This window comes from Noviherbaspirillum sp. FW303-A3 (assembly GCF_058788695.1).
This window is the reverse complement of record NZ_JBYTAZ010000001.1, coordinates 693,809-710,433: the sequence shown is the minus strand read 5'-3', so window position 1 is coordinate 710,433 and position 16,625 is coordinate 693,809. Positions and strand designations below refer to the sequence as shown.

Here is a 16,625-nt window from a genome sequence, read left to right as displayed (position 1 = left end):
AAATTGTTCGACTCAAATTGAACTTATTGCATTTCCCACAGTCAACTACTCTAGCCGCGTGTATGTTGCAAAGGGACAAGGGATCGGGGATTGACGACAGAACGCGACATTGATCAACTGCTTGTCGAGCGTGTTCAGCGCGGCGATAAAAAAGCGTTCGAGCTATTGGTGTCCAAGTATCAACGGAAACTGATGAGGCTCGTATCGCGGCTCGTGCGCGACCAGGCCGAGGCCGAGGACGTCGTGCAGGAAGCGTTTATCAAGGCGTACCGGGCGCTGCCGCAGTTCCGCGGCGACTCCGCGTTTTATACCTGGCTGTATCGGATCGGTATCAATACTGCGAAGAACTACCTAGTGACGCAGGGAAGGCGCGCGCCGACGTCGACGGAAGCAGATGCTGAAGAAGCGGAAACATTTGATGACGGCGAGCATCTAAGGGACATCAATACCCCTGAATCGATGCTGGCCACGAAGCAGATTGCGGAAACAGTGAATGTGGCGATGGATGCACTGCCGGATGAGTTGCGGATAGCAATTACATTGCGTGAAATCGAGGGCTTGAGCTACGATGAAATAGCGGAAGCGATGGGATGTCCGATAGGCACCGTACGCAGCCGTATCTTCCGCGCTCGTGAAGCTATCGCAGAAAAACTGAGACCGTTGCTGGGCACTGCGATCGACAAGCGCTGGTAGGTGCAGGGATAGGTGGAACGAGGCTTTTCAAGCAAAAAACAGGGTGTGGCGCATCCTGAACGAGGTAGTTATGAATACGAAAGACATGACCCGGGAACAGATTTCCGCACTGGCAGATGGCGAGTTGCCGGGCGAGCACATCGACGTTGCGCTTGCCGCACTGCGCAATAAAGAGGGGAAGGCGGACTGGGACATTTATCACCAGATTGGAGATTTGTTGCGGTCCGACGACATGGATGTGAACTTGAGTCCCGGTTTTGCCAGTCGCCTTTTCGCGCGTCTTGATGCCGAGCCAACGGTCATGGCACCAGTTCTTGCGCCCCTTGGAGAGCGCACTGCCTCAGCCGCATCTGCTGGCAAGGCGAGGCGCTGGGCTCTGCCGAGCATGGCCGCCGCCACTGCGATGGCGACTGTCGCCTTCTTTACCACTCCTCAATTAATGGTCGCTTTGAACGGAGAGGCCGAGTTGTCCGAACCGGCAATCAAGATGGCATCCGGTACGGAATCTGCAGGGATGGTGGCGGCGTCTGCGCCGGACGGAGTTGTGCTCCGCGATCCCCGCATCGATGATTACCTGATGGCGCACCAGCGCATTTCTCCCTCGGTATACAGCACGGCACAATTTGCGCGATCTGCGAATTTCGCCACCGATTCGAATAAATGATTCATATGCGGCAAACACTCGCTTTACTCAAGTTTGTCGTTGCCACGTCGTTTTTTTTCCTTGGATGTTCTGCCTCGGCTGAAACTTCCGACGCTCAGTCGTGGTTGAAAAAAATCCAGTCAGCGGCACAGAAACTCAACTATTCCGGTACGTTCGTCTATCAGCAAGGAAGCCAGATGCGCACTTCCCGCATCACGCATTTGCTGGAAGGCCGAAACGAGATTGAAAAGCTCGAGGTACTCGATGGCAAACCGCGCGAGTACATCCGGACCAACGAAGAGGTCATCTGCTACGTCCCTGAGGCCAAAACGCTGCTGGTCGAAAAGCGCGTGACCAATGACGTTTTTCCGGCAATCCTTGCGGCGAACCCGGCGGACATCGGCGAGTTTTACAATGTGCGGATGGATGCCGTCGGCCGGGTGGCAGGCCGCGATTGCCAGGCAATCGTTCTCGAACCGAAAGACAACATGCGGTATGGCTACCGTCTGTGGGCCGACAAGGCGACGGGGCTGCTCTTGAGGGCGCAGACGCTGGATGACAATCGGCGCGTGATCGAGCAGATCGCGTTCACTCAGATTGCTATTGGAAGCGTTGACCGGGCACGCGCACGACCAAGCTATGGCGATACAAGCGGCTGGCGCGTCGAAAATGCGGTCATGAGCCAGGCAAGCCTGTCGGGCTGGTCCGTGAAGTCACTGCCGCCGGGCTTCCGCAAGATTCGTGAAGTGAGGCGCCTGGTATCCGATACGGCGGGGCAGTCCGCTCAGCGCGAAGTCTCGCATATGGTTTTTTCTGACGGGCTCGCAGCAATTTCCGTTTTCATCGAACCCGGCTCGCAAAGCAGAACGGAGGGTTCGATGCAGCAGGGGGCATTGAATATCGTTGGTAAGCGGCATGGCGATTTTTGGCTTACCATCGTAGGGGAAGTACCATCGGCGGCAATCAGGCAAGTCGCCAATTCGATTGAATTCAAGTCCAAATAGCTAGAATAATCAGACGATATGAAAACAATCCGTTTCGCTCGAAATCTCATTCTTGCATTTGCCGTCAGCACGCTGAGCGCAAGTCTGCTTCACTATTCCGGGATTGCCGGTGTCGCGCACGCTGCATCCGTTGCCGGCTTGCCCGATTTTGCTGATCTGGTCGAAAAAACCGGCCCTGCGGTTGTCAATATCCGGACTACCGAACGGATCAAGCCGGGACAGGGCGGAGGAGTTCCCGGCGCCGAAGACGAGGAGATGCAAGAGTTCTTCCGCCGGTTTTTCGGCGTACCCATGCCACGCCAGCAACCGGCCCCGAGGGGGCGGCGTCCTGCGCCGCAGCAGGAAGAGGAAGTGCCGCGCGGTGTCGGATCGGGATTCATCATTTCCGCGGACGGATTCGTATTGACCAATGCGCATGTGGTTGACGGCGCTGACGACGTTTATGTGACGCTGACCGACAAGCGCGAATACAAGGCCAAGATTATCGGCGTGGACAAGCGGACCGATGTCGCCGTCGTCAAGATTGAAGGCAGCAACCTTCCACGCCTGACCATTGGCGATCCGAACAAGCTGCGCGTCGGCGAGTGGGTCATTGCCATCGGCTCTCCGTTCGGCCTGGAAAATACAGTGACAGCGGGGATCATTTCGGCCAAGGCGCGCGACACGGGTGATTACCTCCCGCTGATCCAGACCGACGTCGCGGTCAATCCCGGCAATTCCGGCGGACCGTTGATCAATATGCGCGGCGAAGTCATCGGCATCAATTCCCAGATATACAGCCGCTCCGGCGGTTATATGGGAATTTCGTTCGCTGTCCCGATCGATGAAGCCATGCGTGTCGGCGAACAGCTCCGTGCGACCGGTCGGGTTACCCGCGGCCGTATCGGAGTGCAGATTGGCGAGGTGACCAAGGATGTCGCCGAATCGCTTGGGCTGGCACGCGCGCAAGGCGCCCTTGTCCAACGCGTTGAGCCGGGCGGCCCTGCCGAAAAGGGCGGGCTGGAAGCCGGCGACATCATCCTCAAATTCAATGGCGCAAACATCGAAAAATCGAGCGATCTTCCGCGTCTCGTTGGCGCAACCCGGCCAGGGACGAAGGGCACGCTTACGGTATGGCGCAAGGGGGCGGCGAAGGAAGTTGTGTTGACGATTGCCGAACTGGAGCCGGAAAAACTGGTACGAAAGGACGAGAAGAAAGGCAAGCCGGAGCAGCCTCCCAACTCGCTTGGCCTCGTTGTCAGCGACCTGTCCGAGACGCAGAAGAAAGAGCTGAAAGTTGACGGCGGTGTCATCGTCGACGCGGCTGAGGGCGCTGCCGCGCGGGCAGGACTGCGTGCGGGCGACGTGATACTTCGGCTGAACAACAATGATGTCAGGGATGCAAAGCAATTTAACGCCCTTGTCGCCAAGCTCGAGCCGAAAAAGCTTGCGGTCGTACTTGTGCGTCGCGGAGATGCGTCGCAATTTGTGCCTATCCGGCCCAACGGGCAGTAAGCAGCCGGAATGATTCGGCCGGAAGCCTGCCGGTGCAGCTTCCGGCGCATGCTGTAACGCCTTGGTCGATTGAAAATAAGACACTATACTGATCGAGGTGCTGTTGCCGGTCGGCTCAGTCCCTGACGCCGAATCAGAAAAACTTACCGTTGGCGGCTTGCCGTGGTCCATTTCACCCTCTATACACGATCCTACTGCCATTTGTGTGACGACATGCTTGAAGCCTTGCAGGCATTGAGCGGTGAATATCCGTTTACCGTCGAGATGATGGATGTCGATGCTGACGAAGCGCTGGTGGCGCAGTTTGACGAACTGGTGCCCGTCCTGTTCGGAAAGAAAGGCAATGCTGACTCGGTTCAGCTATGCAATTATTTTCTGGATGACGCAAAAGTTCGCACATTCCTCGAGGCTGCATAGCGAAGCCATTTCTGTCACCATGCCGGCATAGCATCAAACCGAGGCGATTTTACGGGCTTTCCCCTCTGAAATCCGGTAAAATGCCGCCTATCGAATAACCTTCAGTCTATAAGGCGCTCGTTGGGGGAACCCCCTGTTCAGAGCGCCTTTTTTGTAATTGCATCTTAGCTAATGGACAACATTCGGAATTTTTCCATCATTGCCCATATCGACCACGGCAAATCCACGCTGGCTGATCGCATCATCCAGATCTGCGGCGGGCTGTCGGACCGCGAAATGGAAGCACAAGTGCTGGACTCGATGGATCTTGAGCGCGAGCGCGGCATCACGATCAAGGCACAGACGGCCGCCCTGTCGTACAAGGCGCGCGACGGCAAGATCTATAACCTCAATCTCATCGATACCCCTGGTCACGTTGACTTCAGCTACGAAGTCAGCCGGTCGCTTTCTGCATGCGAAGGCGCATTGCTGGTAGTCGATGCATCCCAGGGCGTCGAGGCGCAAACGGTCGCAAACTGCTATACCGCGCTCGACCTGAACGTGGAAGTCGTCCCTGTCCTGAACAAGATTGACCTGCCTTCCGCCGATCCCGAGAATGCCATTAGTGAGATCGAGGATGTGATCGGTATCGATGCCGGTGACGCCGTGCGTTGCTCCGCCAAGACCGGCCTGGGGGTCGAGGACGTGCTGGAAGCATTGATCGCCAAGGTTCCGCCGCCGAAGGGCGATCCCGATGGACTGCTGCAAGGCCTGATCATCGATTCCTGGTTCGATAACTACGTCGGCGTTGTCATGCTGGTTCGCGTCGTCAATGGTACGTTGCGTCCGAAGGACAAGATCTCGCTGATGGCAACCGATTCACAATACCTGACTGAAAGCGTTGGCGTATTCACGCCGAAATCTCAGGCGCGTGAAGCGCTTTCGGCCGGTCAGGTCGGCTTCGTCATTGCCGGCATCAAAGAATTGAAGGCCGCGCGCGTCGGCGACACCATTACGCTCGCAGCAAAGCCCGCCGCCGAGCCGTTGCCGGGGTTCAAGGAAGTGCAACCGCAGGTGTTTGCCGGCCTGTTCCCCGTTGAGGCAAACCAGTACGACGCACTGCGCGACTCGCTGGAAAAGCTGAAGCTCAACGACGCTGCACTACAGTATGAGCCTGAAGTGTCTCAAGCGCTCGGCTTTGGCTTCCGCTGCGGCTTCCTCGGGTTGCTGCATATGGAAATCGTGCAGGAACGCCTCGAGCGCGAGTTCGACATGGACCTTATCACGACGGCGCCGACAGTCGTGTACGAAGTCGTGCAGCGCGACGGCTCGGTGATCATGGTCGACAATCCGTCGAAGATGCCGGACCCCGCGAAGATCGACGAAATTCGCGAGCCGATCGTGACCGTCAATCTGTATATGCCACAGGAGTATGTCGGCTCTGTGATCACCCTCTGTACACAGAAGCGCGGGGTGCAGATCAACATGACCTACCACGGCAAGCAGGTGATGCTTACCTATGAGATGCCGATGGCTGAAATTGTGCTCGATTTCTTCGACAAGCTGAAATCGACTTCGCGCGGCTATGCATCGATGGACTATGAATTCAAGGAGTATCGTGCGGCGGATGTCGTCAAGGTCGATATGCTGATCAACAGCGAAAAAGTCGACGCACTTGCGATCATCGTGCACCGTGCGAACAGCCAGTACCGCGGCAGGGCAGTGGCGGCGAAAATGCGCGAACTGATTCCGCGCCAGATGTTCGATGTGGCCATCCAGGCGGCCATCGGTGCGAATATCATCGCGCGCGAGAACGTCAAGGCGATGCGTAAGAACGTGCTGGCCAAGTGCTATGGCGGCGATATCTCGCGCAAGCGCAAGCTGCTTGAGAAGCAGAAGGCGGGCAAGAAGCGCATGAAACAGGTGGGTTCGGTTGAGGTGCCCCAAGAGGCATTCCTGGCGATTTTACAAGTGGACGATAAATGAGTTTGCAAGCGATTCTCGGCAACTTCGCATTAATCCTTTTCATTCTCACCGTCGGCACCGGAATCATCTGGTTTCTGGATGTCTTTCACTTTGCAAGGCAGCGCAGGGCGCGAGCCGATGCGGCACTCGCCGAGTATGACGCCCGGCGTGCTCGCTTGCAGGCGGATGGCCTCAAGGTCGACGAGGTCGATCGGACAAAGATCGAGGCAGACATCCTCAGGCAGCCGACATGGATCGAGTACTCGGGCAGCTTTTTCCCCGTAATTGCCCTGGTCTTCTTCCTGCGTTCCTTCCTGTACGAGCCATTCAAGATCCCGTCCAGTTCCATGGTCCCGACGCTTGTCATTGGCGACCTCATCCTTGTTAACAAGTTTACATACGGGGTTCGCCTGCCCATCATTAACAAGAAGATCATCGACATCAATGATCCGCAGCGTGGCGACGTCATGGTCTTCAAATATCCGAAAGATCCTTCGCTCGACTACATCAAGCGTGTTATTGGTGTTCCTGGTGATAAAATCGTCTATAAAAACAAACGTTTAACGGTAAATGATAAAGAAGTTTCTTATGAGTCGCTGCCGGATTACCTTGATGAGGAGCACCTGAGCTATTCAAAGCAGTACCGGGAAGGCCTAGCAGCGGTTCCGCACAGAATTCTGAACGATGAAAAGGCTCCGGCCTATGTCCAGAATCCGGACCCGTTCCCGAAGCGGGAGTTGTGCAGCTATAACCTCGAGGGTTTCAGTTGCACCGTCCCCTCTGGACATTACTTCATGATGGGGGATAATCGGGATAACAGCCTCGATAGCCGCTATTGGGGATTTGTTCCTGATGAAAATATTGTTGGAAAGGCATTTTTTGTCTGGATGAACTTGGGCAATCTGAGACGCATTGGCGGTTTTCAATAATTAGAAATAGGGAGTGTGCGCATGAAGTTGCGGAATTGTTCCGGAAACAGTCAGCGTGGTCTTTCAATGGTGGGGTTCTTGTTTGGCATCATCATTGTCGCGTTGCTTGCGGTACTCGGGATGAAGGTTGTGCCGACGGTTGTTGAGTATTCGGCAATCAAAAAAGCGATTGTCAATGCGAAGAACTCGGGAACAACAGTCAAGGAAATCCAGGTTTCCTTCGACCGGCAGCGTGAAACAAACTATGTCGAGTCAGTTAGCAGCAAGGATCTCGAAATCACCAAGACCGGTGATGGCTTTGATGTGAGCGTGTCGTACGAAAAGAAGATCGCACTGTTTGGCCCCGCCAGCCTGTTGCTCGAATACCATGCAACGACGGCAAGCGGCTTTGCAAATAAATCGAAACCTTGATGGTGTGGCAAGGCGCGAAACAAGATGGATTTCAAGTTATTACAGGATCGGCTGAGTCATACGTTCAAGGATGCTGCATTGCTGCAGCAAGCCTTGACGCATCGCAGCCATAGCAGCCTGCATAACGAACGTCTCGAATTCCTTGGCGATTCCGTCTTGAACTGCGTCGTGGCTTCGCTATTGTTTGAACGCTACAACAAGATCGACGAGGGCGATCTTTCCCGTTTGCGTGCGAACCTCGTAAAGCAGCAATCCTTGTACGAAATCGCCCAACGCCTCGAGCTTTCCCAATTCCTTCGGCTTGGGGAGGGAGAGTTGAAGTCAGGCGGATTTCGCCGGCCCTCCATCCTGGCCGATACCCTTGAGGCCCTGTTCGGAGCCATTTTCCTGGACGCAGGATTCAATGCTGCACGGGACGTCATCCGTTCCCTGTATATTCCGATTCTCGATACGGTCGATCCAAAAACGCTCGGCAAGGATGCGAAAACCCTGTTGCAGGAGTTTTTGCAGGGCAAGAAAATTGCCTTGCCTCAGTACAACGTCGTTGCCACCCACGGCGCTGCGCACAATCAGGAATTCGAAGTCGAATGCCTGGTGCCCAAATTAGACATCCAGGTCTTTGGCACCGGCGGCAGCCGGCGGGCTGGTGAACAGGCAGCAGCCAAACTGGCTCTCGAGGCCGTACAAACTGCATTATCAAAATCGTCTTCATCGAGCAGGAAGAGCCGTCCTCGTGCCTCCCAGCTCAAGCTTGCCGGTATCGCCACCATCCAGCAGGATGTTCCTGCCGAAGATGAGCCCAAGAAAACGGCCAAATCCTCAAAAGACGATGGCAAGCAGGAGGGCAAAACCGATTCTGCCCAGACCAGACTGGACTTGAAACCCGAGCAGCAACAAGCTCCGGAAGCGCCATCAAAGACAACCGGCGGAGCCGCCCCGGTGGCGGAAGCTGCTGGGCAGGCAGCAACTTCCACCCACTCGAAAACTGCATGACCTCACCAGACTCCAGCGAAGAATTTCGCTGCGGATACATCGCAATCGTCGGCCGTCCCAATGTCGGAAAATCGACTTTGATGAACGCGCTTATCGGCGCCAAGGTAAGTATCACTTCTCGCAAGGCGCAGACCACGCGTCATCGTATTACCGGAATTCAGACGACTGAACACGCCCAGTATGTCTATGTCGATACGCCCGGATTCCAGACCAGGCACTCGAACGCACTCAACAAGACGCTGAACCGGACGGTCACAAACACACTTACTGCCGCAGACGTCATCCTTTTCGTGATCGAGTCCGGCACATTTGGCCCGGCGGACAAGCAGGTGCTTGACCTGATTCCGAAGAACGTTCCTTGCATCCTGGTGATCAACAAGGCCGACCGAACGAAGGACAAGGCCATCATGATGCCGTTCGCCCAGAAGGTCGCCGCTGAACATGATTTCGCGTCAATTGTTCCGGTGTCGGCAAAGCAGGGTTTTCAGCTCGAAGCTCTCGAATCGGAGATCCGGAAATTCCTTCCCGTGAATCCGCCGATGTTCGAAGAAGACGACATTACTGACCGCAGCGAGCGTTTCCTGGCTTCCGAAATTGTCAGGGAAAAAGTCTTCAGGTACGTTGGTGACGAGTTGCCGTACACCAGCACTGTCGTGATCGAACAGTTCGAGCAGGAGGGCAACCTGCGTCGTGTTTTCGCCGCTATCCTCGTGGACCGCGACAGCCACAAGGCCATGGTGATCGGGCAGAAGGGGGCGAAGCTCAAGGAGATTTCTACCCAGGCTCGCCTCGACATGGAAAAATTGTTCGGTGGTCCGGTCTATCTGGAGATCTGGGTCAAGGTCAAGTCCGGCTGGGCGGACAATGAAGCCGGTCTGCGCGCCTACGGCTACGAATAGAACGGGCCTCGGGTCCGGGCTTTACGAGGGCGACACGTTCCTACATGGCGTTTCCGCTGACTAATGAAGAGCAAGGGCTGGCAGACAGCCCTGTGCTGCCGCCGGCTGATACCGGCGCTGTCACGCCCCGTCCGCCCAAAGGACCGCACAGGCGTGGAAATTCCCAATCCACTCTCACGGAGAAGGACTACAGGGTTTCCTCGCAGCCCGCCTTCGTCCTGCACAGCTATCCGTACAAGGAAACCAGCCTGATCGTGGACGTGTTTTCGCGGGACTATGGGCGCATTGCCCTTGTCGCAAAGGGAGCGAAACGCCCGCATTCCAAATTGCGTGCCGTGCTCCAGACGTTCCAGCCATTGACGGTGAACTGGAGCGGTAAGGCGGAAGTGCGCACCCTGACGTCGGCGGAATGGATCGGAGGGTTGTTGCCTCTAGAGAAATCCGCGCTGCTCTGCGGCTTCTACCTGAACGAGTTGCTCGTGAAACTCCTCGCGCGCGATGATGCCCATCCCGCCTTGTTTGATCATTACATCGCTACGCTTAACCAGCTCGCACATGATGAGCCGCCGCCGATTGTCCTGCGGAAGTTCGAGCGCGCACTGCTGAAGGAAACAGGGGTCGGAGGCAATTTTTCGGTATGCACAGCGACAGGATCGGCTGTGGAGCCGGAACAGATCTATGTCGTTGACCCGGAGCGCGGCCCCCGTCCGGCTCACCCCGCGGACAATACGCCACGCGTGCATGGCAAGACGCTACTGGACATGGAACGGGAGGACTACGGCGACAGCACGACCCAGATGCAGAGCAAATTCCTGATGCGGTTCCTGCTCGCGCATCATTTGGGCGGAACACCGCTCAATACCCGGCAGATTCTGATAGATTTGATGCAGTTATAAGCCATTTCGCGACCAATACAAAAAGCCATGAGCCTCCTACATCCAAATACTCCGGTTATCGACCTTGGCGTCAACATCGACCATGTGGCCACCCTGAGAAATGCGAGGGGCACGATTTACCCCGACCCGGTGCAGGCCGCATTGCTGGCGGAAGAGGCTGGCGCGGATTGCATCACCTTGCATTTGCGCGAAGACCGCCGGCACATCAGGGATGCGGATGTGGAGGCCATTCGTCCGCAGCTCCGTACGCGGATGAACCTGGAGTCGGCGGTGACGCGCGAAATGCTCGATTTCGCATGCCGTATCCGCCCTCAGGATGTTTGCCTCGTCCCGGAGCGCCGCAATGAGGTGACGACGGAAGGCGGACTCGACGTCGCGGGGCATTTTTCCGATGTCCAGGCGGCGGTACGGCAGTTACAGGCGGAAGGCATCCGCGTCAGCCTTTTCATTGACGCCGATCCGGTGCAGATCCGTGCGGCGGCCGAAGCAGGTGCACCGGTGGTTGAAATCCATACCGGGCGCTATGCCGACGCCGTGAACGAGAGTGAGCAGCAGCAGGAGCTGGCCCGCGTCCAGGCTGGCGTCCTCGAGGGCGTGAAACTTGGACTGAAAGTGAATGCCGGCCACGGCCTGCATTACACGAATGTGCAGGCCATTGCCGCCATTCCGGAAATTGCCGAGCTCAACATCGGTCATGCGATCGTTTCCGAGGCTGTCTTCGTCGGCTGGAAGAACGCCGTGAAGGAAATGAAGGCGATCATGGTCGCTGCGCGCCTGGGACTCCACAAGAAATGATCTACGGCATCGGCACCGACATCATCCAGATTTCGCGAATTGAAGAGGCGCTCGCACGTCATGGAGACCGGTTCGCCGAGAAGATTCTCGGCCAGGAAGAACTGGATAAATATCATCGCCGCAAGTCAAAGGTAGAGGCACGAGGTATCCGTTTCCTCGCCTCGCGTTTTGCAGCGAAAGAAGCATTTTCCAAGGCCATCGGATTGGGCATGCGCATGCCCATGACATGGCGTGCCATGCAGACACTGAACGCGCCAAGCGGCAAGCCGGTCGTGGCGACCAGTGGAGCACTGAAAGAATTCATGGAACAGAACGGGCTCGCTGCGCAGGTTTCGATTACCGATGAAGCCGACTACGCGGTGGCCTTTGTGATAGTGGAGAAAAAATGAACAACGTGGCGGTCAACGCTAGGCAGCAACTCGGTCCGGTGATGCTGGACGTGGTAGGAAAGACCTTGTCGGATGACGATATCAGGCGGATTCGGCATCCGCTGACCGGTGGCGTCATCCTCTTTGCGCGGAACTATGAAAACCGCAAACAGCTTGTGGAATTGACCAGAGCGATCCACGACGTGCGGCCGGGTGTTCTGATCGCAGTCGATCACGAGGGGGGCCGTGTGCAGCGTTTCAAGACAGATGGGTTTACCCGTTTGCCAGCCATGCGAAAGCTCGGTGAGCTGTGGGACAGCGATGTGCTTCAGTCGATCAAGGCGGCGACGGATATCGGCTTCGTCCTTGCGGCAGAACTGCGTGCTTGCGGCGTCGACCTGTCTTTTACCCCTGTGCTCGACCTCGACTATGGCGAGTCAGGCGTCATTGGCGACCGCGCGTTCCACCGCGATCCGCGCGTGGTGAGTGTGCTGGCCAAGAGTCTCAACCATGGCCTGGCGCTCGCGGGCATGGCGAATTGCGGCAAGCATTTTCCGGGGCACGGATTTGTCAAGGCCGATTCCCACGTCGATATCCCGGTCGACGAGCGCAGCCTGAAGGAAATTCTTGCCGACGATGCGGCACCATATGGCTGGCTCGGACTCGGGTTGGCTGGCGTCATGCCCGCGCACGTGATCTACCCCAAGGTCGACAAGAGCCCGGCCGGTTTTTCCAAGAAATGGTTGACCATCCTCAGGCGCGACTATGGCTTCCAGGGAGTGATCTTCAGTGACGACCTGAGCATGGAAGGGGCCAGTGTTGCAGGCGGTGTGGTCGACGGCGCAAACGCCGCCCTTGCTGCCGGCTGCGACATGGTGTTGATCTGCAATTCGCCCGATAAGGCCGACGAGCTGCTGCAAGGCTTGAAAGTCAAGATGACTCCTGCTTCGAAGGCTTCGGCTTTGCGTGTTGCCGCGCTCGTGCCGCAATCTCTTCCCATGGCGTGGGAGGAGTTGCAGGACGATCCACGATATTGCGCGGCAAAGGCAACGGCAGAGTCGTTCGCGGGAACGTAAAGACGCAAGATGTCCGAAACCGTTGTTACAGAAGCGCCGGATCCGCGCGCGGCCATTCTTGAAACCGTCGCAAAGCTTCCGCACCTGCCAGGTGTCTATCGCTATTTCGACGCCGACGGCAAGCTCCTGTATGTAGGCAAGGCACGCGATCTCAAGAAACGCGTCTCCAGCTATTTCCAGAAAACGCTCACCAGCCCGCGTACGGCGATGATGGTGGAACGGATTGCGCGCCTGGAAACAACGGTCACCCGCAGCGAGGCGGAGGCGCTGCTGCTCGAGAACAATCTCATCAAGACGCAGCAGCCGCGCTTCAATATTCTCTTCCGTGACGACAAGTCGTATCCCTACCTGAAAATCACAGGACAGGACGTACCGCGCATGGCTTATTACCGGGGCGCGGTCGACAAGAAGAGCCAGTACTTCGGTCCGTTCCCGAGCGCCTGGGCGGTAAAGGAGTCGATCCAGATCCTGCAGAAGGTATTCCAGCTGCGGACATGCGAAGACACCGTGTTCGCGAACAGGACGCGCCCCTGCCTGCTGCACCAGATTCACCGCTGCAGCGCGCCATGCGTCAATGCCATCAGCCGCGAAGATTATGCGCACGATGTCGAGAACGCGGCCAAATTCCTGCGCGGCCGCCAGAAGGAAGTGCTCGACGAGCTCGAGGGCAAGATGCATGCGTTTGCCGCGGAGCTCAAGTTCGAGCAGGCGGCGGCCGTGCGCAACCAGATTTCGGCACTGTCGCGCGTCCTCCATCAGCAGGCCATGGAGACGGTGGGAGACGCGGATATCGATGTCATCGCCGTCGTTGTTCAGGGCGGTCGTGCCTGCGTCAACCTCGCGATGGTCCGGGGAGGACGTCATCTCGGAGACCGTGCCTATTTCCCCTCGCACGTCGACGATGCACTTGCCGAAACGCAGGCAGGTGTCGAGGCCGAGGTCCTGAAGGCATTCCTCGCGCAGCATTACATCGAAACCTTCGTGCCGTCGATCATCATCCTCAACGTGGAGCTGGACGAGCCTGCGCTGATGATGGCGCTGATGGAGCAGTGCGGCCATCGCATCTCGCTGGTGTTCCAGCCGCAGGGGCAGCGCCGCCAATGGCTCGAAATGGCCCAGAAGGGCGCCGAAATCGCACTGGCGCGCCTCTTGTCCGAACAAGGTTCGCAGAAGGCACGTACGCGTGCGCTGGTGGACGCGCTGGCGCTGGATGCCGCCGACATCGACGCGCTGCGCATCGAATGCTTCGACATCAGCCATACGCAAGGCGAGGCAACCCAGGCATCCTGTGTCGTGTTCCATCATCACGCGATGCAGAACGGAGAATACCGGCGCTACAACATCAACGACATCACGCCAGGCGATGATTATGCGGCGATGCGCCAGGTGCTGACACGCCGTTACGAGAAGGTGGCGAACGGCGAGGGTGTCATGCCTGACATCGTGCTGGTTGACGGCGGCAAGGGGCAGGTAGAAATGGCCCGGCAGGTTTTCAGCGAACTTGGCCTGGATATCGGCCTGATTGTCGGGGTGGCCAAGGGCGAGGGCCGCAAGGTTGGGCTTGAGACGCTGATTTTCGCCGACGATAGAGCGCCTCTTGAACTGGGCAAGGAGTCGGCGGCACTGATGCTGGTTGCACAGATTCGGGACGAGGCCCATCGCTTCGCAATCACTGGAATGCGGGCCAAACGCGCAAAGGCGCGCCAGAGTTCCAGGCTGGAGGACATCGAAGGCATTGGCGCCAAGCGTCGCCAAAAGCTTCTCGCACGCTTCGGCGGGCTGCGTGGAGTGGCTGATGCAAGCATCGAGGAGCTGGCCTCCGTGGAAGGCATTTCGCGCAAGCTTGCAGAAGAAATTTACAAGCAACTGCATTAACAGCAGTCTGCATTGCACCACGATTTGCGGGGAATGCAGTTTCCACGCGATAATCGGGATTATTCTCAGGCGCCGACTATGCCCTTCAATATCCCAATCCTGCTTACCTGGCTGCGCGTGGCACTCATACCGCTTGTGGTAGGAGTGTTCTACCTGCCGGACACCTGGCTGTCTCCTTACTCGAAAGGGATGGCGTCCACGGCGATTTTCATCGTCGCGGCGGTGACAGATTGGTTTGACGGTTTCCTGGCGCGCCGCTGGAACGAAACGTCTGCATTCGGTGCATTCCTGGACCCGGTGGCCGATAAGCTGATGGTGGCTGGCGCCTTGCTGGTTCTCGTCGAATTCGACCGCGTCAACGCCGTCATCGCTTTCATCATCATCGGCCGCGAAATCGCCATCTCTGCATTGCGCGAGTGGATGGCGCAGATCGGAGCGTCGAAATCGGTTGCGGTCAGTTCTATCGGCAAGATCAAGACGACCGCGCAAATGATCGCTATCCCCATGCTGTTGTATAGCGATACGCTGTTTGGCGTGATCGATACCCGCATGTGGGGCTCCTGGTTGCTGGTGATCGCCGCAGTACTGACGGTCTGGTCCATGTTTTACTATCTCCAGAAGGCTTGGCCGCTGATCAAGGAGAAGGCTGGATCTCGTGCCTGAAAGGCATCTGCGCTTGACAAAGAATCGCAGGTGTCTATAATGTGCGTCTGTTGTGAACGACGCGGGAATAGCTCAGTTGGTAGAGCGCAACCTTGCCAAGGTTGAGGTCGAGGGTTCGAGACCCTTTTCCCGCTCCAAGATTCTGAAAGGAAGCTTACACAAGCTTCCTTTTTTATTTCGCCAATTTGGTGTTGTTCGCCGGGTTTGTGAAAACGCATGCAGGATAGTGCGGGAATAGCTCAGTTGGTAGAGCGCAACCTTGCCAAGGTTGAGGTCGAGGGTTCGAGACCCTTTTCCCGCTCCAGTTTCAGTTGGAAGCGTCTCTGCTTTTAGGCTGGTCCGGTGTGAGGCTGAATCGTCGAACGACGGACGCAGCACTGTTTCAGTTTTGTGGTTAAAATACCCTCCCGTGGCGGGGTAGCAAAGTGGTTATGCAGCGGCCTGCAAAGCCGTCTACGCCGGTTCAATTCCGACCCCCGCCTCCAGTTTTCCAAAAAAAGCGCCGCGTGCGCTTTTTTTACTTGTGCGACCGGTCTATCGATACCGCACAGGCCCGAGTGGTGAAATTGGTAGACACAGCGGACTTAAAATCCGCCGCTTACCCGAGAGGGGGCGTACCGGTTCGATTCCGGTCTCGGGCACCAGTAAGACTTTCCGACGAAGTGCTCACTAATTTTTGGCTGAATTTCCAAAAATAAGTATTTTCTTGGTGGCTGGTGCGGTGGCAGTTCGAGTTGCGCCGGATGAATCCGCCGAACTGAGCAGTTTCGGTTACGATTTCCCAGTGTAACCAACTCCCTTTCCAACATGAAGAAATTGACGGCTCTCGTCAAATGGATCCTGCGCGCGTGGCCAATTCTTGTGCCGATGTTCTTCGGCCTGATTCACTGGCTGCTTTTTTCCATTGCCAAGCATCCGGATACGAATAAATTTTTCGCCGCGGCCCTCCAGGTAATTGGTGGAGCCATCGTCCTGTTTTCGATTAACGACAACATGGGCCTTTTCCGCAAGCATGGGCTTCCGACAGCAATCAAGAACTATTTCCTGGAATTTCCGCTACTAAAACGCAAGCCGATTTCGGCCACAGTCAGTGCCGAGTTAGGAGCGGCGTACGCTATTGGCTGCGCGGCCACGATCAGCAATCCGGCTTCCAGTATCGAGGACCGAGTTGCGGCATTGGAAAAGGCACTTTCGGAATTGCGCCATCAAATCGAAGAAAGGGAAAAGGCTCTGAACCTCCGAATTGATTCGGTACAGTCGGAGGCGCGAAAGGACAGCGAAGAACATCGACGGGGAATAAGAGAACTGGCGGACAGGCTCGAACGCACGGTGGTAGGCGGCGTAAAGCTGCAAGCGTTCGGCGCGATACTTGTCGCATACGGCGCAGTCCTGAGCGTTTATCTGTGACAGTATGAAACGCCGGCCGCGCAGGTGGAAAGAATTGCAAAGGAGTCGCCTGCCGCCGGCTGTCGGTGTTTTTCGATGAACGGGCACTTTCCGACTTATCCCGCGAGCACTATCCCTT

General features: G+C 56.8%; 17 protein-coding genes and 4 tRNA genes. All 21 read left to right on the top strand.

All coding sequences use genetic code 11. The features are described from left to right. Nucleotides 1-90: 90 nt before the first annotated feature. Nucleotides 91-693, top strand: a complete 603-nt coding sequence (gene rpoE / locus AC3WOY_RS03510; RefSeq protein WP_057293164.1) for an RNA polymerase sigma factor RpoE — start codon at nt 91-93, stop codon at nt 691-693. Between the two features lie 70 nt (nt 694-763). Continuing rightward, complete coding sequence (locus AC3WOY_RS03505) at nt 764-1,357, top strand: sigma-E factor negative regulatory protein (protein ID WP_492420984.1); 594 nt, start codon at nt 764-766, stop codon at nt 1,355-1,357. A 5-nt stretch (nt 1,358-1,362) separates the two neighbouring features. Then, on the top strand, nt 1,363-2,340 hold the full coding sequence (locus AC3WOY_RS03500; protein ID WP_492420983.1) for a MucB/RseB C-terminal domain-containing protein: 978 nt from the start codon (nt 1,363-1,365) through the stop codon (nt 2,338-2,340). Nucleotides 2,341-2,358: 18 nt separating this feature from the next. Beyond that, the gene (locus tag AC3WOY_RS03495; protein ID WP_492420982.1) at nt 2,359-3,834 is read left to right on the top strand and encodes a DegQ family serine endoprotease; all 1,476 of its coding nucleotides are present in this window, start codon (nt 2,359-2,361) and stop codon (nt 3,832-3,834) included. A 162-nt stretch (nt 3,835-3,996) separates the two neighbouring features. Continuing rightward, entirely contained in the window at nt 3,997-4,251 is a 255-nt protein-coding gene (locus AC3WOY_RS03490) for a glutaredoxin family protein (RefSeq protein WP_492420981.1), read from the top strand. 171 nt (nt 4,252-4,422) lie between these two features. Then, nucleotides 4,423-6,216: a translation elongation factor 4 gene (lepA, locus tag AC3WOY_RS03485; protein WP_492420980.1), complete on the top strand. Its 1,794-nt coding sequence runs from the start codon at nt 4,423-4,425 to the stop codon at nt 6,214-6,216. Further along, nucleotides 6,213-7,124: a signal peptidase I gene (gene lepB / locus AC3WOY_RS03480; RefSeq protein ID WP_492420979.1), complete on the top strand. Its 912-nt coding sequence runs from the start codon at nt 6,213-6,215 to the stop codon at nt 7,122-7,124. The genes lepA and lepB overlap by 4 nt, the downstream gene beginning before the upstream one ends. A 21-nt stretch (nt 7,125-7,145) precedes the next feature. Further along, entirely contained in the window at nt 7,146-7,535 is a 390-nt protein-coding gene (locus AC3WOY_RS03475) for a DUF4845 domain-containing protein (protein ID WP_492420978.1), read from the top strand. Between the two features lie 24 nt (nt 7,536-7,559). Beyond that, on the top strand, nt 7,560-8,528 hold the full coding sequence (gene rnc / locus AC3WOY_RS03470) for a ribonuclease III (protein ID WP_492420977.1): 969 nt from the start codon (nt 7,560-7,562) through the stop codon (nt 8,526-8,528). Further along, nucleotides 8,525-9,427 carry a GTPase Era gene (gene era / locus AC3WOY_RS03465; RefSeq protein ID WP_492420976.1) on the top strand — a complete coding sequence of 301 codons (903 nt, stop codon included), beginning with the start codon at nt 8,525-8,527 and terminating at the stop codon, nt 9,425-9,427. The genes rnc and era overlap by 4 nt, the downstream gene beginning before the upstream one ends. A gap of 44 nt (nt 9,428-9,471) precedes the next feature. After that, complete coding sequence (gene recO / locus AC3WOY_RS03460; protein ID WP_492420975.1) at nt 9,472-10,323, top strand: DNA repair protein RecO; 852 nt, start codon at nt 9,472-9,474, stop codon at nt 10,321-10,323. Between the two features lie 27 nt (nt 10,324-10,350). Further along, nucleotides 10,351-11,118, top strand: coding sequence for a pyridoxine 5'-phosphate synthase (gene pdxJ, locus AC3WOY_RS03455; protein WP_492420974.1), 768 nt, complete (start codon nt 10,351-10,353; stop codon nt 11,116-11,118). Further along, nucleotides 11,115-11,507 carry a holo-ACP synthase gene (gene acpS / locus AC3WOY_RS03450; protein WP_492420973.1) on the top strand — a complete coding sequence of 131 codons (393 nt, stop codon included), beginning with the start codon at nt 11,115-11,117 and terminating at the stop codon, nt 11,505-11,507. The genes pdxJ and acpS overlap by 4 nt, the downstream gene beginning before the upstream one ends. Further along, nucleotides 11,504-12,562: a beta-N-acetylhexosaminidase gene (gene nagZ / locus AC3WOY_RS03445; RefSeq protein WP_492420972.1), complete on the top strand. Its 1,059-nt coding sequence runs from the start codon at nt 11,504-11,506 to the stop codon at nt 12,560-12,562. The genes acpS and nagZ overlap by 4 nt, the downstream gene beginning before the upstream one ends. Before the next feature lie 9 nt (nt 12,563-12,571). Beyond that, nucleotides 12,572-14,437 (top strand): excinuclease ABC subunit UvrC, encoded by a 1,866-nt coding sequence (uvrC, locus tag AC3WOY_RS03440; RefSeq protein WP_492420971.1) that lies wholly within the window; start codon nt 12,572-12,574, stop codon nt 14,435-14,437. A 78-nt stretch (nt 14,438-14,515) separates the two neighbouring features. Beyond that, entirely contained in the window at nt 14,516-15,100 is a 585-nt protein-coding gene (pgsA, locus tag AC3WOY_RS03435; protein WP_492420970.1) for a CDP-diacylglycerol--glycerol-3-phosphate 3-phosphatidyltransferase, read from the top strand. Nucleotides 15,101-15,161: 61 nt separating this feature from the next. After that, a tRNA-Gly gene (locus AC3WOY_RS03430) sits at nt 15,162-15,237 on the top strand. Between the two features lie 91 nt (nt 15,238-15,328). Beyond that, nucleotides 15,329-15,404 (top strand) — tRNA-Gly (locus AC3WOY_RS03425). A gap of 107 nt (nt 15,405-15,511) precedes the next feature. Beyond that, nucleotides 15,512-15,585, top strand: a tRNA-Cys gene (locus tag AC3WOY_RS03420). Between the two features lie 66 nt (nt 15,586-15,651). Further along, nucleotides 15,652-15,744 (top strand) — tRNA-Leu (locus AC3WOY_RS03415). Nucleotides 15,745-15,907: 163 nt separating this feature from the next. After that, complete coding sequence (locus AC3WOY_RS03410; RefSeq protein ID WP_492420969.1) at nt 15,908-16,507, top strand: hypothetical protein; 600 nt, start codon at nt 15,908-15,910, stop codon at nt 16,505-16,507. Nucleotides 16,508-16,625 lie beyond the last annotated feature (118 nt).